At 45.9% G+C, this 18,630-nt stretch carries 17 protein-coding genes and 4 riboswitches; of the genes, 13 read left to right on the top strand and 4 right to left on the bottom strand.

Going from position 1 to position 18,630, the window contains the following annotated elements:
• Positions 1-81: 81 nt before the first annotated feature.
• From kduI to metE, 4 genes are all read left to right on the top strand, one after another.
• A complete protein-coding gene (gene kduI / locus AB4Z17_RS02555; protein ID WP_076267940.1) occupies positions 82-912 on the top strand; it encodes a 5-dehydro-4-deoxy-D-glucuronate isomerase in 831 nt (276 codons plus the stop codon).
• A gap of 25 nt (positions 913-937) precedes the next feature.
• Entirely contained in the window at positions 938-1,732 is a 795-nt protein-coding gene (locus AB4Z17_RS02550; protein ID WP_441957959.1) for a DeoR/GlpR family DNA-binding transcription regulator, read from the top strand.
• A 4-nt stretch (positions 1,733-1,736) separates the two neighbouring features.
• Positions 1,737-2,492: a 2-dehydro-3-deoxy-D-gluconate 5-dehydrogenase KduD gene (gene kduD, locus AB4Z17_RS02545; protein WP_339207638.1), complete on the top strand. Its 756-nt coding sequence runs from the start codon at positions 1,737-1,739 to the stop codon at positions 2,490-2,492.
• Between the two features lie 144 nt (positions 2,493-2,636).
• A riboswitch (cobalamin riboswitch) is annotated at positions 2,637-2,830 on the top strand.
• A gap of 149 nt (positions 2,831-2,979) precedes the next feature.
• On the top strand, positions 2,980-5,286 hold the full coding sequence (metE, locus tag AB4Z17_RS02540) for a 5-methyltetrahydropteroyltriglutamate--homocysteine S-methyltransferase (RefSeq protein WP_441957958.1): 2,307 nt from the start codon (positions 2,980-2,982) through the stop codon (positions 5,284-5,286).
• Between the two features lie 74 nt (positions 5,287-5,360).
• Here the strand turns inward: metE and AB4Z17_RS02535 are convergent, their stop codons facing one another.
• Together AB4Z17_RS02535 and AB4Z17_RS02530 are read right to left on the bottom strand one after the other, a co-directional pair.
• On the bottom strand, positions 5,361-5,786 hold the full coding sequence (locus tag AB4Z17_RS02535) for a hypothetical protein (protein ID WP_441908888.1): 426 nt from the start codon (positions 5,784-5,786) through the stop codon (positions 5,361-5,363).
• 3 nt (positions 5,787-5,789) lie between these two features.
• Positions 5,790-5,951, bottom strand: a riboswitch (cyclic di-AMP (ydaO/yuaA leader).
• Between the two features lie 46 nt (positions 5,952-5,997).
• Entirely contained in the window at positions 5,998-6,426 is a 429-nt protein-coding gene (locus AB4Z17_RS02530) for a hypothetical protein (protein ID WP_441957957.1), read from the bottom strand.
• A gap of 439 nt (positions 6,427-6,865) precedes the next feature.
• Positions 6,866-7,064: riboswitch (cyclic di-AMP (ydaO/yuaA leader) on the top strand.
• Between the two features lie 91 nt (positions 7,065-7,155).
• A riboswitch (cyclic di-AMP (ydaO/yuaA leader) is annotated at positions 7,156-7,326 on the top strand.
• A 118-nt stretch (positions 7,327-7,444) separates the two neighbouring features.
• Here AB4Z17_RS02530 and AB4Z17_RS02525 point away from each other — a divergent pair.
• The 6 genes from AB4Z17_RS02525 (at position 7,445) to AB4Z17_RS02500 (ending at position 14,760) form a co-directional block, all read left to right on the top strand.
• On the top strand, positions 7,445-7,843 hold the full coding sequence (locus tag AB4Z17_RS02525; protein ID WP_441957956.1) for an NAD-binding protein: 399 nt from the start codon (positions 7,445-7,447) through the stop codon (positions 7,841-7,843).
• 123 nt (positions 7,844-7,966) lie between these two features.
• Positions 7,967-8,044: a K(+)-transporting ATPase subunit F gene (gene kdpF / locus AB4Z17_RS02520; RefSeq protein ID WP_076268070.1), complete on the top strand. Its 78-nt coding sequence runs from the start codon at positions 7,967-7,969 to the stop codon at positions 8,042-8,044.
• Between the two features lie 18 nt (positions 8,045-8,062).
• Positions 8,063-9,742: a potassium-transporting ATPase subunit KdpA gene (kdpA, locus tag AB4Z17_RS02515; protein ID WP_339207644.1), complete on the top strand. Its 1,680-nt coding sequence runs from the start codon at positions 8,063-8,065 to the stop codon at positions 9,740-9,742.
• An 18-nt stretch (positions 9,743-9,760) separates the two neighbouring features.
• A complete protein-coding gene (gene kdpB, locus AB4Z17_RS02510; RefSeq protein ID WP_441957954.1) occupies positions 9,761-11,794 on the top strand; it encodes a potassium-transporting ATPase subunit KdpB in 2,034 nt (677 codons plus the stop codon).
• A gap of 31 nt (positions 11,795-11,825) precedes the next feature.
• Positions 11,826-12,434 carry a potassium-transporting ATPase subunit KdpC gene (gene kdpC, locus AB4Z17_RS02505; RefSeq protein WP_441908894.1) on the top strand — a complete coding sequence of 203 codons (609 nt, stop codon included), beginning with the start codon at positions 11,826-11,828 and terminating at the stop codon, positions 12,432-12,434.
• Between the two features lie 4 nt (positions 12,435-12,438).
• Positions 12,439-14,760 carry a histidine kinase gene (locus AB4Z17_RS02500; protein WP_441957952.1) on the top strand — a complete coding sequence of 774 codons (2,322 nt, stop codon included), beginning with the start codon at positions 12,439-12,441 and terminating at the stop codon, positions 14,758-14,760.
• Between the two features lie 70 nt (positions 14,761-14,830).
• Here the strand turns inward: AB4Z17_RS02500 and AB4Z17_RS02495 are convergent, their stop codons facing one another.
• Positions 14,831-15,154 carry a winged helix-turn-helix transcriptional regulator gene (locus AB4Z17_RS02495; RefSeq protein ID WP_441957950.1) on the bottom strand — a complete coding sequence of 108 codons (324 nt, stop codon included), beginning with the start codon at positions 15,152-15,154 and terminating at the stop codon, positions 14,831-14,833.
• Between the two features lie 147 nt (positions 15,155-15,301).
• Between AB4Z17_RS02495 and AB4Z17_RS02490 the strand changes: the two genes are divergently transcribed.
• The 3 genes from AB4Z17_RS02490 (at position 15,302) to AB4Z17_RS02480 (ending at position 18,052) form a co-directional block, all read left to right on the top strand.
• Positions 15,302-16,066 carry a DODA-type extradiol aromatic ring-opening family dioxygenase gene (locus tag AB4Z17_RS02490; protein WP_441957949.1) on the top strand — a complete coding sequence of 255 codons (765 nt, stop codon included), beginning with the start codon at positions 15,302-15,304 and terminating at the stop codon, positions 16,064-16,066.
• Between the two features lie 31 nt (positions 16,067-16,097).
• A complete protein-coding gene (locus AB4Z17_RS02485; RefSeq protein ID WP_441908899.1) occupies positions 16,098-16,844 on the top strand; it encodes a GTP cyclohydrolase II in 747 nt (248 codons plus the stop codon).
• 245 nt (positions 16,845-17,089) lie between these two features.
• The gene (locus tag AB4Z17_RS02480; RefSeq protein ID WP_441879082.1) at positions 17,090-18,052 is read left to right on the top strand and encodes an aldolase catalytic domain-containing protein; all 963 of its coding nucleotides are present in this window, start codon (positions 17,090-17,092) and stop codon (positions 18,050-18,052) included.
• Positions 18,053-18,119: 67 nt separating this feature from the next.
• On the opposite strand, the gene AB4Z17_RS02475 is transcribed toward AB4Z17_RS02480, so the two are convergent.
• Positions 18,120-18,422 (bottom strand): hypothetical protein, encoded by a 303-nt coding sequence (locus AB4Z17_RS02475; protein WP_441879080.1) that lies wholly within the window; start codon positions 18,420-18,422, stop codon positions 18,120-18,122.
• Positions 18,423-18,630 lie beyond the last annotated feature (208 nt).

Below are 18,630 nucleotides of genomic sequence, written 5' to 3'. Positions count from 1 at the left end.
CATAAAAACGAACAATAACAAACATTAGCGTAGCTTGCGAGGCGAGTCTAACGCAAATAACTTTTAGGAGGCTTTTATCCAATGGAAGTACGCCATACTACGAATCCTACTGATGTGAAGCAATATGATACGGAACGTCTGCGCAGCGAGTTTTTGATCGAAAGCTTGTTTGAGCAAGATCAATTAAAAATGACATATACGCATTATGACAGAATGGTTGTAGGCGGAGCATTGCCTGTGAACGAGACGCTTGAGCTGGAGGATGCTGCAACACTAAAAACCGAATATTTCTTGGAGCGCCGCGAGGTAGGCTTCTTGAATATTGGCGGACCTGCTTCGATTTCCGTTGATGGGGAAGTATACGAGCTGAATAAGCTCGACGTGCTGTATGTTGGCAAGGGCAAACGTCAGGTGCTGCTTTCAAGTGTCGATAAAGCGAACCCTGCGAAGCTTTATTTCTGTTCCGCGCTTGCGCATGCTGAAATTGCAACACGCAAGATGACGATGGAGGAAGCGAATCCGACTCATCTTGGTTCACAGGAGACTTCCAATGAACGTATTCTTTATAAATATATTCACGCAGACGGCATCCAAAGCTGCCAGCTTATGCTTGGTGTAACGAGCTTGAAAACGGGAAGCGTCTGGAATACGATGCCTTCTCATGTCCATGACCGCCGCATGGAAGCATACTTATACTTCGACATGAATGATGATGCTCGCGTATTCCATATGATGGGCGAGCCTTCGCAGACGAGACATCTTGTTGTTGCCAACGACCAAGCAATTCTTTCACCGCCATGGTCGATCCACTCAGGAGTGGGCACAAGCAATTATACATTCTGCTGGTCGATGGCTGGAGAGAACTACACATTTACAGATATGGACGCCGTACCTGCAAGCGAGCTAAAATAGAAACATTCGCTACAGGGGGTGCACTATGCTTGCTGCCGAACGGCATCGTAAGATTATAGATAAATTGGAGCAGTTTGGCGCGGTCAAAGTTTCCGAGCTAAGCGAGCTGTTTCAAGTAACGGAGAAAACGGTTCGTGAAGATCTAGAGAAGCTGGAAGAAAAAGGATTGCTGAAACGGACCCATGGTGGAGCCGTGCCCCAGCAGGGAGGCGAGGATAGCCTATACCCGCTGCAATTCCCAAATAGTAAGCATCAACAGGAGAAGGCGGCGATTGCGGAGCTTGCTCTTTCCTGCATCGAGCCTAATGATATTATTGCGCTGGATGCTGGCAGTACTACGCTCGAAATGGCAAAGCGGCTGCCAAACATCCCGGTTACGGTGCTTACGAACGATCTGCTTATCATTCGGGAGTTGACTGCGAAGGATCAGGTAAGGCTTGTTATTCCCGGGGGCTACCGGCATAACAATTTGCTTATCGGCGCAGAATCGCAGGAATGGATTAAACGACTGAATGTACACAAGCTGTTTCTTTCCACAACCGGCATTCATATGGAATATGGGCTTACCATATTCACAGAAGAATTGACGAAGCTGAAGAAGCTGTATATGGAAAATGCCAAGGTCGTCTACTGCCTTGCCGATCATAGCAAATTCGATAAGGGTGCACTAATAACGTTTGCTGGTTTGCATGAAATTGACTATATCATCACAGATGAAGGTATAGATGCGGACGTTGCGGCGAGGTATGAGTCACAAAATATAAAAATGATGAAAGCAGCGCTTTCGGAAAATGGGAAGCGTACTAAAGGTAGGAGCTGAGCCGATGAGTTTGTTTGATTTGACGGGTAAAACAGCTGTCGTCACAGGTGCAGGGCGCGGGCTTGGAGAAGCGATTGCGCTTGGATTAGCACGAGCGGGTGCGGATATCGCGCTTGTCACGAACCAAACGCCTGCTGACAAAACGGCAGCAGCGATAAGAGAGCTTGGACGCAAAGCGATTACAATTCAGACCGATATTGCTGACCGAACGAAGCTTGCTGGAATTGTTGATCGTACAGTTGAAGAACTGGGACGCATCGATATTTTGGTCAACAACGCGGGTATCATTCGCCGCACTCCAGCTGCAGAGCATAGCTACGAGGACTGGCAGGATGTACTCGACGTTAACTTGAATTCTGTATTTCTCCTTTCCCAGCTGGCTGGGAAACATATGATTGAACAGGGCTCAGGGAAAATTATTAACATTGCGTCGATGCTAACCTTCCAAGGCGGAATTAATGTTCCGGGCTATACATCCAGCAAACATGCCGTTGCGGGTCTTACCAAAGCGCTTGCCAGCGAATGGGCAGCTAAAGGCTTGCAGGTAAATGCAATAGCCCCAGGCTACATGAGTACAGACAACACCGAAGCGCTTCGCGAGGATCCTGTTCGCAGTGCTCAAATTTTGCAGCGCATACCAGCGGGACGCTGGGGGACATCGCAGGATTTGATTGGACCAGCGGTGTTCCTAGCCTCTTCAGCTTCTGATTATATGAACGGCCATATCTTGGCTGTTGATGGCGGTTGGCTGGTTAGGTAATTGTATAAAAAACCAATAAGGCTTTCCTTTTGCAGCGCAGGCTGCTTAGAGGAAAGTCTTTTTTTGATATTATAATGATTTCCATTGTATGGTTATTATTTTGCGTGTATAGTTATTCGTGATCCTAAAAAATGCGATCAACAATTGAAATAAGTGGAAATAGGTGCTCTTGCGGTATAGCTTGAGCTTAAAAGGGAAGTCCGGTGCAAAACCGACGCGGTCCCGCCACTGTAACAGAGGAGTCTAAGCGCTAACGCCACTGATCTAAACCGGTTGGGAAGGCAAGCTTACGATGATGATTCTGGAGCCAGGAGACCTGCCTATTTGAACGACACTGATTTTACCTACGGGAGATAGGGAGGTGTTAAGACAGAACCGCTGTTTATTAAAACGCCGGGCGTCTTTACCTTTGCTTCTTTAAGGTAACGACGCTCTTTTTTGTGCTTTTATTTCATGATAATTACATTTATTAGGAGGAAATATGAACGTGAGCAAACTGCAAAACAGTGTACTTGGATATCCGCGTATCGGCGAAAATCGGGAATGGAAAAAAGCGCTTGAAGCTTTTTGGAAAGGTGATTTGGACGAAACGATATTCCTTCAAACGCTTGAAAGCATTCGCCTTAACAACCTGAAGCTGCAAAAGGATAAAGGAATTTCTTTAATCCCTGTTAATGATTTTACGTTGTATGATCAAATGCTGGATACTGCAGCGATGTTTGGCCTTGTGCCAGAGCGTTTTTCCTACGATGGAGGTCCTGTTCCCGTACAGACCTACTACGCAATGGCGAGAGGGACACAGGAAGCACAAGCCTGCGAGATGACCAAATGGTTTAATACCAACTATCACTATATCGTGCCGGAACTTGCGGGTGCTGCACCGGTACTGACGGAAAACCGTCCGCTGATTGCATACCGCGAAGCCAAAGAAAAGCTTGGCATTGAAGGTAAACCTGTCATTATCGGTCTATACACCTTCCTCAAGCTGTCGAAGGGCTACGATGCCAAGCAGCTTCCGCAGCTTATTGAGCAGTTTATACCGCTTTATGCTCAGCTGCTTAAGGAGCTTGAGCAAGAAGGCGTACAATGGGTGCAAATCGATGAGCCCATCCTTGTTACTTCGATTTCTAAGGAAGAGATGCAATGGGTTGAATCTATTTATGCAAGGCTGAACCAAGCAGCACCAGCGCTTAACATCATGCTTCAAACGTATTTTGAAGCGGTTGAGCATTATGAAGCTGTAGTTGCTCTGCCGGTACAAGCGATCGGTTTGGATTTCGTTCATGGCTTAGTGCAAAACTTGAAGTCGCTGGAGCAATTTGGTTATCCGAAGGATAAGCTCGCTGGTATCGGACTTGTAGATGGACGCAACATTTGGCGCTCAGACTATAAGCAAAAGCTCGAATTGCTGCAAAAGCTTTCGGCATACATTCCAGCTGAGCGCACGATCATTCAATCGTCATGCAGCCTGCTGCATGTGCCGGTAACGGCAAAAAACGAAACCAATCTGCCAGTAGAGCTGCGTGAGGCGCTTGCATTCGCGGAAGAAAAGCTGGATGAAATCGTGTGGCTAAGTGAAACAGCGACTGTAAATGCGGCGGACATCTCAGAACTGCGCAAGCTTGAGCTTAAGCTTAACGGCGAGCGGATTCATCATTTATCCATTTCTCCTGCCCGCAAACGTCAAGCTGCTGATGCAGCAGTGGTATCGGCGCATCCTTCAACGAGGCAGAATCCATTTGCGGAGAGACAAAAGCTGCAGCAGCAAAAGTGGAATTTGCCGTTCCTTCCAACAACGACAATAGGCAGCTTCCCGCAAACGCTGGATGTACGTCAAGCAAGGCAAAAATGGAGAAAAAACGAGCTCAGCTCACAGGACTACTCTTCCTTTATCAACGATAAAATTAAAAATTGGATTGAAATCCAGGAAGAGCTTAACATTGACGTCCTCGTTCACGGTGAATTTGAGCGTACGGACATGGTCGAATTTTTCGGAGAGAAGCTCGATGGTTTCGCATTTACAAAAGGCGGCTGGGTTCAATCGTATGGTTCCCGCTGCGTAAAGCCGCCGGTCATTTATGGCGATGTTGTATTTACTGAACCAATGACAGTAACCGTAAGCGTGTATGCGCAGTCGCTGACAAGCCGTCCGGTAAAAGGGATGCTGACGGGTCCGATTACGATTTTGAACTGGTCATTTGTCCGCAACGATATCACACGCGAGCAGGTCGCATACCAAATTGCGCTTGCACTCTCAGAGGAAGTAAAGGCGCTTGAGACTGCAGGCATCGAAATGATCCAGGTTGATGAGCCAGCTTTGCGAGAAGGCTTGCCGCTTAAACGCAGTGATTGGGATGCTTATTTAAAATGGGGCGTGCATGCGTTCCGTCTATCGACTTCAGCTGTGCGTGACACAACACAAATTCATACACATATGTGTTATTGTGAGTTCCATGATATTATCGATTCCATTCTTGCGCTGGATGCGGATGTCATCTCCATTGAAACCTCGCGCAGCCATGGCGAGCTGATTCATAGCTTTGAGGAGAACACCTATGACCAAGGCATTGGCTTGGGCGTTTACGACATTCACAGCCCGCGTGTACCGTCCGTGGAAGAAATGGTCAGCATGATCGAGCGCGCCATTAAAGTGCTAGATCCTACGCTCTTCTGGATCAATCCGGACTGCGGCTTAAAAACACGCGGAATGGAGGAAACGGTTGCTTCACTGCGCAACATGATGCTGGCTACTTACCAAGTCAGAGAGCAGCGTGCTGCATTAGCGAAGGTTTAAACCCTAAATACAATAAGACAGTCCAGAACTAGGTTATCTGTTCTGGACTGCCTTTTTTTTTCTTATGAACGAAATTAATCCAAAGAGATGTAGGAGACGGAACGTTGACGCAAAACAGACTCTTCATGGTCGTTGCTGTACGGGGCTGCATCGGCGGATTGTGCTAGGACATGCTTGACGGCGGAGACGAATAAGTCGAGAACGCGCCCATCCTGATCCGTTTTGTCATAGTGATACTGGTTAAGAGGTGGTAGAGGAATGCTGCCGATAAAAGACTGAAGCAGGTCGCTCCATCGTTCTAAGTCAATGGGCTCTTCTGTGTCGCTGGCAAATAGTTCACTCCAGCCGAAGCCCTGATTGCTTGTTAAACGAAGACATACCCGGTGGCCTGCAGAATCGACGGCAAGAGCAGGAATGACGAATAGCTCGATTCGTGTGACAGATAAATAAGGGGTCTGTTCCGTAAAAAGATGCAGATTTCGTGCACAATTTGTCAACATATACATCTCTCCTTTATTCGCTTACGAGGTTAGCTGTCGGATTCGGGCTAGAGAGAAAGCCCTACCAGGGTTACAAATCCCTGGATTCACCCCTTGCGAATCGATTTCGATCGATCGCGATGGTTCCCCCGCTTTTTCATTCGAAAAATTCAGCGTAAATAGTTTACTCTTAATTATACCCTTCATTAGCGCATCTGTAAATCAGAACTGCTTAAAATAACGATGCATAGGAGACAGCTTGTTTAAATAAAGTATGCTCTTCACGGTCATATTCACAGTTTGGAAAAGTGTAATGAATGGATTCTATATGCAAAGCAGCGGCTGCAAACAAATGATATATACGCTCGTCCTTCATCATTGGATCTGTTTGAATAACCAAAGGAGAAGTAAGAGGAAGAGTGCCGATGAATCTCAGCAGCATACTGCTCCATCTGATCCAGTCGCGAGGCTTCTCGGATTTTTTAATAAACAGCTCACTCCAGCCATGACCATAAGCAGTGGAGATCCTTAGGCAAACACGGTAACCATTAGATTCAAGCATGGAAGCCGGCAGCACAAACATTTGAATTCGTTTAATTTCAAACAAGGCAGCAGGATGATTTTCCAAGCTTGGCAAGGGTACTTCAACTGGTGTAGACATCAATGAGATCTCTCCTCGATTTGAATAATTCACCGACAATACTCAGCCATATTGGCTTGCCGTCTATGGTAAACCCGAAATGAATTATTGTAAAACTGTGGTATATCGTGAAAAGGCAGCCATATGCCAAATTAAAAGAAATCCATTCGTTATGCCAGTAAAAAAAGGGTAATTCTTCGAAATACTCGTTTATTCTCTTCCATTCTCGATTATAGAGAAATCTGATTATTCACGCATAAAATCGTTAGAAAGGGAATGAACACTATTTTTGAAAACAAGAGTAAAACTGAGAAATAGTGAGATATCGAGAGATCGAAATGAATGTAAGCGTTGCGAATCGCTCTGCAAGGCTGAAACTGGCTAAATTAGGCAGCAGGCTGCCTTTACAGTATTTATAGCGAGGAGTAATATTCGATACAGGATTTATAAATAAGTTTCGATTTACTGATCGCTGAGTTTCCGTGAAAGCGGAAGCGGGGGAACCAATAATGACGCGATGCGCCTGTTCGATGTGAGAGTCGAACAAACGCAGAGCAGGGGTGAATCTTTGACAGGTGCCATGGATACCGGTCAAAGTAGGGCGACTCTCACCGCCCGAATCCGACAGCTAACCTCGTAAGCGTGGACCGAGAGAGGAATGATGAAGCTTGTGATCGATTAACTTCGACCGCAGAGTGTCATAGACCTCTGTGGTTTTTTGTGCCCAAAAAAGTTTAATTTGCTACAAAATGTAAGAAAACGCTGAGTCCTGCAGCAGCAGGAACGGGGGAACCAACGAACGATTCGTGTGTAATCACGACTTCGCTTCATGGGGTGAATCGCTTGAAAATGATCAAGCGTAGGGCAACTCTCAAGGCCCGAATCCGACAGCTAACCTCGTAAGTGTACTCGAGAGAGGCAACAGCCATCGTGCTTCCCGCGGCTTATTCTGCTGCGGGCAAAGAAGCCGCGGGAAAAGTTCCTCTTATCCCAAGGCTTCTTTTTTGTTGCCTTTTTTACCATATGGAGGAGAATTCGGTTGCAGGAAGAGCATATTATTGTTGCTGGTCTAAACGAGGCTGGCCAATCATTCATACGAACTTTGCAGTTTCATCAATTAAAATTTATCGTTTTGACCAATAGCAAACAGGAAGAAAAACAGCTTCGCAAGCAGGGTATCAGCAATGTTTTGTACATCAATTCGAATGATCGTCAAAGCTGGAATGTTCCTTCGATGAACATTAGCGAGGTATTTATATTCGAGAGCAGCTTGGCGCTTAGCTGCCGCTTTGTACAGTGCTGCAGAGCTTGGACCTCAAAGTCCATTTACGTCATCACACAGCAGTGGAATCCAAGGGCTATTTACAAGGGGCTCGGAGCGGATCATATCGTATTCTCTCATACCGGTGAAGTCGGTTTTCTATTAAGCAACAAATAATGCAGGAGGGGTTTACATGCAGGATTTTTATATGTTCGGGGCGTTGTTAGCTAGCTTCGGTTTATTTTACGGATTTTTAACTTGGTGCTCCAGTGTTATTGAGAAAACAGGGGGCGAAGGCCTATGACTGTCATAGCGATAGCGGCTGTATTTGTTTTCGTTTATCTGATTTATGCGTTAATTCATCCGGAGAAGTTTTAATAGAGGGGGATTTACAAGATGGATATTTTACAATTGCTTATCGTCATTGCCGTTCTTGTATTGTTAGTTAAGCCGCTTGGTACTTACGTCTATCATGTGTTCTCCAATGAACACAATCGGTTAGACAAAGTATTCGGAGGGACGGAGCGATTTATATTTAAGCTTATTGGTCTCAAAAAAAGAGAGGGCATGAGCTGGAAAATATACGCACTCAGCTTTGTTGCAACCAATTTAATTTTAGTTGCTTTCAGCTATTTGATATTGCGGTTCCAAAATGCGCTGCCGTTTAATCCAAATGGCATGGCAGCCATGGAGCCTACACTGACTTTCAATACAGTCATCAGCTTTATTACCAATACGAATCTTCAGCATTACAGCGGGGAAAGCGCCTTATCTTATTTCTCTCAAATGGCGGTCATCATGATGATGATGTTCACGTCAGCGGCGACGGGCTTCTCTGTTGCCATCGCGTTTGTTCGTGGGATTACGAGTAAAGGAACGACGATCGGCAACTTTTTCGAGGATTTTGTAAAAGCACACACAAGAATTTTTCTTCCGATTTCCTTTATTATCACGCTAGTGCTTGTCGCTCTTCAGGTGCCGCAAACACTTGATCCAACATTTACAATTAAAACGCTTGAGGGAGCCATGCAGCAAATTGCAATCGGTCCTGTAGCTTCGCTTGAATCCATCAAACATTTGGGCACAAACGGCGGCGGTTTTTTTGGAGTGAACTCGGCTCATCCATTTGAAAACCCAAATCCATTAACGAATGTGATTCAAATCTTGTCGATGTGGGCGCTGCCGGCTTCGCTGCCTTATGCATTTGGGCTTTTTGCTAAAAACAAAAAGCAGGGCTGGGTTGTATTCTCCGCCATGATGTGTCTGTTTCTAGTGTTTCTAAGCCTTGCTTACACATCGGAGAAAACAGGCAATCCTGCTATGAGCGCACTAGGAATCGACGCTACTCAAGGAAGCATGGAAGGCAAGGAAGTAAGGTTCGGTATCGCGCAATCGGCACTGTTCACAACGGTAACAGCCGCTGCGACAACGGGTACCGTCAACAATATGCATGACACGCTTACACCGCTTGGCGGCTTGGTCCCGCTTGCTGAAATGATGCTTAATGTCGTCTTTGGAGGCAAGGGAGTAGGGCTTATCAATATGCTCATGTACGCCATACTAGCTGTGTTTATATGCGGGCTGATGGTTGGGCGAACGCCAGAGTTTCTGGGACGAAAAGTAGAGCCGCGAGAAATGAAACTGATAGCGATAGCGATTCTAGTTCATCCCTTCATTATATTGGTGCCCACCGCCATCGCTTTTATGACGGATTTGGGTCACGGGGCGATAACGAATCCAGGGTTCCACGGCATTAGCCAGGTGCTTTACGAATATACGTCATCGGCAGCGAATAATGGCTCCGGCTTTGAGGGATTAGGCGACAATACGCCGTTCTGGAATATTAGTACTGGGCTAGTCATGCTGACCGGCCGTTATATTTCGATGATTGCGATGCTTGCGGTTGCAGGTTCTCTTGTTCGCAAGCAGCCTGTTCCAGAAACAATCGGGACGTTCCGTACAGATAATGGACTTTTCACTATATTACTAATTGGTACTGTTCTTTTAATTGGTGCATTAACCTTCTTGCCGGTCATCGTGCTTGGGCCGGTTGCAGAATATTTGACACTCCGCTAACGGATGAGGTGAACGATAATGAATAAAAATAAGAAGAATAATTTACTGTCGGGAGATGCGGTTAAACATGCCGTCATCGATAGCTTTGTGAAATTAAATCCAGTTACGATGATGAAAAATCCAGTTATGTTTGTTGTCGAGGTAGGGACGGTTATCGTTCTGCTGATGACTATTTTTCCAAATTACTTTAATTCTCAAGAACGCATAGGCTTTAATATTACCGTGTTTTTCATCCTGCTTTTCACGCTGCTGTTCGCTAACTTTGCTGAAGCCATTGCAGAGGGCAGGGGCAAGGCACAGGCCAATTCGCTCAAAAAATCTAAGCAGGAAATGAGCGCCAATAAGCTCGTCGGCAGCTCTATCGTAGTCGTATCATCAACGGAGCTCCGCAAAGGCGATATTTTCATCGTATCCCAAGGTGAGATGATTCCTGGTGATGGCGAGGTCATTGAAGGGCTGGCTTCCGTAGATGAATCAGCGATTACAGGTGAATCGGCGCCAGTTATTAAAGAAGCTGGAGGAGATTTCAGCTCGGTTACAGGCGGTACAAGGGTTGTGAGTGACAAAATTAAAGTGCGCATGACGAGTGACCCTGGGGAGTCATTCATCGATCGGATGATTGCCCTTGTTGAAGGAGCGAAACGTCAGAAGACGCCTAATGAAATTGCGCTCAATACACTTTTGACTAGCTTAACGATTATTTTCTTAATTGTAGTCGTTACGTTGGCACCAATCGCTGACTATTTGGGTATCCACTTAGAAATTCCAGTATTAATCGCGCTGCTCGTATGTTTGATTCCGACGACCATCGGCGGATTATTATCAGCAATCGGCATTGCTGGGATGGATAGAGTAACTCAGTTTAATGTACTGGCTATGTCAGGTAAGGCTGTTGAAGCAGCAGGCGACATTAATACGATGATTTTGGATAAAACAGGAACGATCACGTTCGGCAACCGGATGGCAAGCGAGCTTGTCCCTGTCGGAGGCAGCAATCTTCAAGCTTTATCGGGTTGGGCGTCTATTAGCTCGCTTAAGGATGAAACGCCTGAAGGCCGATCTGTGCTTGAATGGATGAAGAAGCAGGGCTTAAGCTATGATGCTTCACTTGCGGAAGGCGGCGAATTTATTGAATTCAAAGCAGAGACGCGAATGAGCGGTATTGATCTGGCAAACGGCCGCCGAGTTCGGAAGGGCTCTGTCGATGCGGTTCGGAAGTGGGTAGCTTCTCAGGGGGGAACCATCCCATCCGATTTGGATAATATTTCGAATACGATTGCTACATTAGGCGGTACACCGCTCGCAGTAGCTGTTGATAACCAAATCTTTGGTGTTATCTATTTGAAGGATACCGTTAAGCCAGGAATGAAGGAAAGATTCGATCAGCTGCGTGAAATGGGCATCAAAACGATTATGTGTACGGGAGACAATCCGCTTACTGCAGCAACCATCGCACATGAAGCGGGAGTCGACGATTTTATTGCGGAGAGTAGGCCGGAAGATAAAATAGCGGTTATACGCCGTGAACAAGCCGAAGGAAAAATGGTTGCGATGACTGGTGACGGTACAAACGATGCTCCTGCACTTGCCCAAGCGGATGTGGGTCTTGCTATGAACAGCGGGACGATTGCTGCAAAAGAAGCTGCCAATATGGTTGATTTGGATTCGGACCCTTCCAAAATTATTGAAGTCATTGCTATAGGCAAGCAGCTGCTTATGACAAGAGGGGCACTGACGACTTTTAGTATCGCTAATGATATCGCCAAATATTTTGCAATCATTCCAGCGATGTTCATGCTTGCCATTCCCGAGATGGGCGTTCTAAATATTATGAATTTAGGCTCTCCATTGTCTGCTATACTGTCGGCGCTTATTTTTAACGCCATTATTATTCCGCTGCTTATCCCGCTTGCCATTAAAGGCGTAGCGTACAAACCGATGAGCGGAGCCAAATTGCTTAGCCGCAACGTATTCATTTATGGTCTGGGCGGTGTCATTGTTCCGTTCGTTGGCATTAAACTCATCGACTTTGCAGTGCATTTATGGATTTAATATAACCATACACGAAAGAAGGCTTACCTATATGAATGAACAAGCGAAAAACGCTTCACGATTTCAGTTGTCGTCTTTAATGATACCTTTACGAATCAGCATCATATTTATGATTATTTGCGGCATTATTTATCCGCTTGCAAGCACGGGAGCAGCTCAGCTGCTGTTCCCTAAGCAAGCGAATGGTAGCCTTATAAAGGATAGCTCCGGCCAAGTCGTTGGTTCAGAGCTGATCGGCCAAAGCTTTGTTGATCCGAAATGGTTTCAAGGACGTGTATCAAGCATTGACTATAATGCTGCCGGTTCTGGATCGAACAATTTTGGACCATCCAATCCAGCTTTAATCGAAAGAACCAAAGCTTCGATTGAAGCTTGGAAGGCACAAAATCCAGATGTACCGGTTTCCCAGCTGCCGATCGCTTTAATTACGAACTCGGGCTCAGGCCTTGATCCGCATATTACGCCACAGTCGGCTGATGTACAGATCGCAAGAATCAGCAAGCTGACCGGCGTATCGCCAGCAGAGCTTGAGCAATTGGTTAAATCAAATACGGAAGGACGCGATTTAGGCGTTTTCGGTGACGAACGGGTTAATGTGTTGAAGCTGAATATCGCATTGTCAAAAATGTTGGGGGAATAGCCATATGGCTCCACTGAAAAAGAAAACGCCAGAGGAGCTGCTGCTCTCCATCGCAAAGCTGCATCAAGGACGTCTGAAAATACTCATTGGAGCGGTAAGCGGTTCAGGCAAAACGTATCATATGCTGCGAGAAGGAACAGAGCTGAAGCGAGATGGCATTGATGTTGTTCTTTGTGCGGTTCCTAGGCCGCAGAGTCCGGAGACGCTCGAATTGATTGAACCTTTCGAGCGTGTGCCAAGCATCCATTGGCAGAAGGATGGTGCAGAGCAAAAGGATCTTGATCTGGATGCTTTGGTTAAGAGGGACGCTGAGGTGCTGCTCATCGATGGGCTAGCCCATCGCAATCGAGAAGATGCAATGTTTCAAACGCGGCTAGAAGATATTATTTTTTTGCTTGGCAAGGGCATAAGCGTTATTACGACAATCAATGTGTATGAGCTCGAGGGTGTAGATCAGGCTGTTCTCAAATGGACGGGGATTCGTCCGAGCTGCACCGTTCCTGCTCATACGCTTGAGCTTGCTGATGAGGTTAGGCTGATTGATGTATCGCCTGAAACGATGCTAAAGCGGTTTGAGGATGGAACGCTTGGCGTAAAGCCCGATCCTGCAATTTCCCTTCGGGGAAATCTTGCGGTGCTGCGAGAGCTGTCGCTGCGGCTCGTCGCAGAGGGAGTCAATGAGTCGCTGGAGAAGCATCGGGAGGAGATGGGGCTCACGGGTCCGTCGGGTGCTTCCGAGCGTATTCTGGTTACCGCACAATATCATTGGAACGGCTCTTTATATGTAAGAAGAGGACAGCAAATTGCCCGCAGGCTTAATGGAGATGTCGTAGTCGTTTCCTTTAAAGAGCCGCAAAAAAAACTGACCAAGGAAGAGCATGCTTTTAAAGCTTCAATAAAGAAGCTTACCGTTAAAGTAGGGGGTACATTTGAGGAGCTGCCGTTGCAAAGCCGCCGTCGTTTGCCGTCTGCTCTAGTAAGGTATGCGGAGGAGCACCAGGTTACTCGCATCGTTATGGGCCATTCCAAGCAGAGCAGATGGCAGCAGCTCAAACAGGGCTCGATTGTTGACAGCGTACTGCGCAAGCTGAGGCAGATCGATTTATTTCTTATGGCAGACCGCTCAGAGCAAGAAGGCGAGCGGATTTTGCCTGTTAAGCAAAGAAGTGATTCTCGAAAAGCGTTGTTTCGAAGGTTCTCCCCAGATGAGCGCGAGCAGCAAATGGAATCCATCAGAAGAGGCAGCTTCAATCTGTATATCGGGGCGGCGCCAGGCGTCGGTAAGACGTATCGGATGCTTGCTGAAGCGAACATGATGTATCAGAAAGGTATAGATGTCGTTATTGGCATCGTGGAAACACATGGGCGCGAGGATACATTGAAGCAGATTGGAGAGCTGCCGATTATCGCTAGGCAAACGATTCAATATCGAGGTACTCAGCTCGAAGAGATGGATGTTGAAGCGATAGTTAGCAGAAATCCCGATGTTGTGCTGGTGGATGAGTTAGCTCATACGAATGTGCCGAGCAGCTTGAGGAAGAAGCGTTATGAGGATGTCATTTATTTGCTGCAGAAGGGAATATCGGTTGTTTCGACGATGAATGTACAGCATATTGAAAGCTTGAATGACGCCATTGAACAGGTTACTGGCGTTCGTGTTAGAGAAACGGTACCCGATGCGATCATAAGGCTGGCAGATCAAGTAGAGCTGATCGACGTGACACCGCAAATGCTGCAGCAGCGTATGAGAGATGGGAAAATATATGCCAAAGCTAAAGTGGAACAAGCGCTTGGTGCTTTTTTTACGACAGGCAATTTAATTGCGCTGCGAGAGCTTGCCCTTCGCGAGCTTGCTGATGATGTGGATGAACGGCTTGAAGCATGGGATCGCAATCAGACGCTGCGTGGAACGCTGCGCCGAAGAGAGGTCATCTTTGTTGGCATCGATATTCTCGTGGACGCAGAGCGGCTTATTCGGCGGGGCTTCCGCATTGCGTATCGGCTGAAGGCGCAGTGGCATGTGCATCATGTGCAGGATGGCGCACCTTGGACAGACGAGGCGATCAATAAGCGTGATCTGTTGATGAAGCTGACCGAGAGGCTTGGCGGAGTATTTGAAATGTCCAAAGCGGAGAGCAGGGAGCATATTGCAGGTACACTTCTAACGGCAGCCAATCGCATCAAAGCAACGCAGCTTATCGTCGGGCAGCCTAGCAGAAAGGCGTGGTATGCAAGCTTTCGCGGCAATATCGTCCGTGAATTGCTGCAATCCGGCCGTCATATGGATATGCTCATTGTGGCGAACCGGATTACGGATAAACATTAAAAAAAGGGATTATCTAGTCAGCGCTTAAACCTCGCTGAGCAGATAATCCCTTTTATGCTTGTAGGCTGGATTAGACTTTGGTTATCGGTTCAATCCAGTCTTGAGACCACACTTGTATTTCACGGATAATCGGCTCAAGAGCAAGGCCTTTTTCCGTTAATGAATATTCTATGCGTACAGGTATTTCAGGGTAAACATGTCTATCGACAATACCTTCATTCTCAAGCTCTTTGAAACGTTCTGACAGCAATCTGCCGCTGATCGGAAGGGCGGATTGAACGGCGCAGAAGCGCTGCGGGCCGGACAAAAGCTGGAATATGATAAGGCCGGTCCAACGCTTGCTTATAAGTTCCATTCCCTTCTGAAAACGGGGACAAAGGTTAGTTTGATCCATGCGCATCACCTCTTTTTACTTCTAATAAGTATAACTCCAATATCTTATTTATACAAGCACACTTGGATATTGTTAATTACTTGACTATCTTTAGTTATAAAATTATAATTAGTTACAAATAGTAAGTGAATTTAAGGAGGTACCGCAATGAATCCTTTATTTCTAGCACATGGATCACCGATGCTCGCTGTCGAGCAAAATGAATATAGCGAATTTCTGAAACAAACAGGTGCCAGTCTAAAGCCGGATGCGATCGTTATTTTCACGGCGCATTGGGAGACGGACATCGTTACGATTTCATCCAAGGATGATGAATATGAAACGATTTATGACTTTTATGGTTTTCCTGATGAGCTCTACCAGATCAAATATGCTGCTAAAGGCTCAGTAAGAGTCGCTGAGCATGTTGGCCATTTGCTGAGCGAAAATAATATTCAGGTAGCATATGATAATGAAAGAGGACTGGATCATGGCTCATGGACGATGCTTAAGCATATGTTCCCGAAGGCAGATATTCCTGTCGTGCAGATTTCTGTAAATCCATATCGTGCTCCGGAGGAGCAGTTCCGAATTGGCGAGGCGCTGCGCAGCTTGAGCTCACAAAATATTTTGCTCATTGGCAGCGGCGTGACCGTTCATAATCTTCGTGCTGTAAACTGGGGACAGAAGGAGCCGGAGAGCTGGGCTGTCCAGTTTGATGATTGGCTAATAGAAAAAATGAATAAGCACGATACAAATTCGCTATTTCAGTATGAACAGCTTGCTCCACATGCTAAAATGGCAGTACCCCGTGCAGAACATTTTGTTCCATTATATATAGCTTTAGGAAGCGGCAGCCAGGAGTCAGCTCCAAAGGTCATTTATCGAAGCTATGAATTTGGTACGCTAAGCTACTTATGCATGCAATTTTAATTGCGTATACTTTTAGAGAAGGTGAACTAGCATGATTAAACCTAATATAGCAGCACTTATTAAGAACAAACTAAAACGAACGCAAAGCGGCAATGATGACATTTATGTGATCGGTCCTGTGAAGCTTCCCGTCGACCTTGACGGAGAAACTAAGATTTTTCATTGGTATAGCTGGCTCCGCAAAGAAGCAGGCGAGGAGCTGTCTCCCGAGCAGCTCGTTGATGATTTAAATCGTTTCTCTTATGCGGATCTGCAGCAATCAAGCGTTCTCGTATATGGCGATTTTGAAAATAATGAAGACGCGCTAATTCGGATGCACAGCATCTGCCATACAGGCGATATCTTCGGAAGCGCAAGATGTGATTGCGGTTTTCAGTTAAAGCAATCGATGCGGATCATAATAGAGCACGGCACGGGGGCGCTCTTTTATTTAGCCAATCATGAGGGCCGTGGAATCGGCTTGTTCAGTAAAGCGATTGCCTACCTGCTTCAAGAGGATGGGCTCGATACGGTTGATGCGAATACAGAGCTTGGTTTCGCAGATGATTCACGCGATTATAGTGATGCAATTGCTGTACTGAAGCTGCTGCGGAAGCACCCGGTATCGATTATTACCAACAATCCGCGGAAAGTGGATGCACTGCGCAAATCTGGCATGAACGTGGCGGGAAGAGTGCCATTATGGGGCAATTCCTCTACTTATAATGAAAAATATATCCAAACGAAAATGAAGCGATCGGGTCATTATGGACAAGAGCCTCAAACGCTTGTTAAATAATTTATTTGTGAAAGCAGCCAAAGAAGCCGGTTTCTTCGTTAATTCGTTGAGACGGCTTTTTTGTCTGAACATAGGTCATAATAGTCAAAGTAGATGTCCTATCGCTGGCCTAGAAGGTGTTTGCAGAGTAGACAAAACTGCTTCTAAATTAACCATAAAACGACAAAATTATTTTGCGTTCCTCTTTCTTTTCAAGTATGATGAGATAAAATGAACTCATGTTCACATCAAAGGAGTAACAAAGCATGCAATCAAAAACAAGCCACTGTAAAATTGTTGACTGCACGATCCGTGATGGCGGACTCGTAAATAATTGGGATTTTAGTGTCGAGTTCGTTCAGCATTTGTACCAAAGCTTGAACGAAGCCGGCGTCGATTATATGGAAATCGGCTACAAAAACTCTCCAAAACTGCTTAAGGGTGCTGAAAGTGCAGGACCTTGGCGTTTTCTAAATGATGATTTCTTGAAAAAAGTTATCCCTAACAAAGGAAATACGAAGCTTTCCGCACTTGTTGATATCGGTCGTGTTGACGAGAACGACATTTTGCCGCGCAGCGAGAGCTTGCTTGATCTGATTCGCGTTGCTTGCTACATCCAAGATGTAGATAAAGCGCTTGAGCTGGTTAAAGTATTCCATGATCGCGGATACGAAACGACAATTAACATTATGGCTCTCTCTAACGTAATGGAGAACCAGCTTATTGAAGCCTTCCAGCTTATCAATGAGAGCGTTGTTGACGTTGTTTACGTCGTTGACTCCTACGGCAGCTTGAAACCAAGCGATATGAGCTACCTCGTTGACAAGTTCCGTCAGCATTTGCCTAACAAACGTCTAGGCGTTCACGCACACAACAATTTGCAGCTTGCATTTGCTAACACGCTGCTAGCAGCAGAACATGGCGTTGAACTGCTTGATGCATCTGTTTATGGCATGGGCCGCGCAGCGGGCAACTGCAACACGGAGCTATTGGTATCCGAGCTTCAAAACACGAAATACAACATCCGTCCTGTCCTTGATATGATCGAGAAGTACATGGTTCCGCTTCGCGAGAAGGAAGAATGGGGTTACATCATTCCTTACATGATTACAGGTATTTTGGATGAGCATCCACGTTCCGCTATGGCGCTTCGTGATTCTGCAGACAAAGATAAAGGCGTAGAGTTTTATGATCGCCTTACAACGCCTGAAATTGCTCACGGCAAATAATAATAAACCAAAAGAAGCTAAGGCAAGTCATTAACATGACTTATCTTAGCTTCTTTTTTTGTGTGAATTATGTTTCAAGCAGCTCGCCATCGCCCCGAACAGCAGCAGCTTGATGAGGCTCATTCGGATGAAAATAGCCTTTGCCTCGGAAGGTTTGCCCACTGCTGGCGACAGCAGTAAGCTCAATTCCGATATCCTCATTTCTGCCAAACCATGCTAATAGCTCACGGTCGCCAACGCCATTTATATCAACGTACCATAATCGATCCCCATACTCCGTAACTCGAACGAGCTCAGCGGAAGTAAAAGAAAGCTGAATCGTCTTTTGCTGATAAGTCATTTCAAATGCGATTAATTCGAATGTTTCCAAGGTGAAGTCCTCCTGAATAATTGCTTCATGCAGCCGATCATGGGACTCGCAGCATGTCTGTTAACGATTGTAATGTTACTGGCTTATTAATGCAACATTATACTTCCAATAATCGTCAGATTAGGAAACGTAAATATATTGTAATGTTACTGGCTTATTAATGCAACATTATACTTCCAATAATCGTCAGATTAGGAAACGTAAATAT

The sequence above is a fragment of the Paenibacillus sp. TAF43_2 genome (genome assembly GCF_052113545.1).
GTDB lineage: Bacteria > Bacillota > Bacilli > Paenibacillales > Paenibacillaceae > Pristimantibacillus.
Note: the sequence above shows the minus strand (reverse complement) of the source record. Positions and strands in the feature narration are given on the sequence as shown.

Coding starts and splice junctions, on each gene's coding strand:
- AB4Z17_RS02530 (WP_441957957.1), bottom strand. CDS start 6,426: ATGTCTACACCAGTTGAAGTACCCTTGCCAAGCTTGGAAAATCATCCT.
- AB4Z17_RS02480 (WP_441879082.1), top strand. CDS start 17,090: ATGCAATCAAAAACAAGCCACTGTAAAATTGTTGACTGCACGATCCGT.
- AB4Z17_RS02535 (WP_441908888.1), bottom strand. CDS start 5,786: ATGTTGACAAATTGTGCACGAAATCTGCATCTTTTTACGGAACAGACC.
- AB4Z17_RS02495 (WP_441957950.1), bottom strand. CDS start 15,154: ATGGATCAAACTAACCTTTGTCCCCGTTTTCAGAAGGGAATGGAACTT.
- kdpF (WP_076268070.1), top strand. CDS start 7,967: ATGACTGTCATAGCGATAGCGGCTGTATTTGTTTTCGTTTATCTGATT.
- AB4Z17_RS02500 (WP_441957952.1), top strand. CDS start 12,439: ATGGCTCCACTGAAAAAGAAAACGCCAGAGGAGCTGCTGCTCTCCATC.
- kduD (WP_339207638.1), top strand. CDS start 1,737: ATGAGTTTGTTTGATTTGACGGGTAAAACAGCTGTCGTCACAGGTGCA.
- AB4Z17_RS02550 (WP_441957959.1), top strand. CDS start 938: ATGCTTGCTGCCGAACGGCATCGTAAGATTATAGATAAATTGGAGCAG.
- AB4Z17_RS02490 (WP_441957949.1), top strand. CDS start 15,302: ATGAATCCTTTATTTCTAGCACATGGATCACCGATGCTCGCTGTCGAG.
- AB4Z17_RS02485 (WP_441908899.1), top strand. CDS start 16,098: ATGATTAAACCTAATATAGCAGCACTTATTAAGAACAAACTAAAACGA.
- kdpA (WP_339207644.1), top strand. CDS start 8,063: ATGGATATTTTACAATTGCTTATCGTCATTGCCGTTCTTGTATTGTTA.
- kdpB (WP_441957954.1), top strand. CDS start 9,761: ATGAATAAAAATAAGAAGAATAATTTACTGTCGGGAGATGCGGTTAAA.
- kduI (WP_076267940.1), top strand. CDS start 82: ATGGAAGTACGCCATACTACGAATCCTACTGATGTGAAGCAATATGAT.
- kdpC (WP_441908894.1), top strand. CDS start 11,826: ATGAATGAACAAGCGAAAAACGCTTCACGATTTCAGTTGTCGTCTTTA.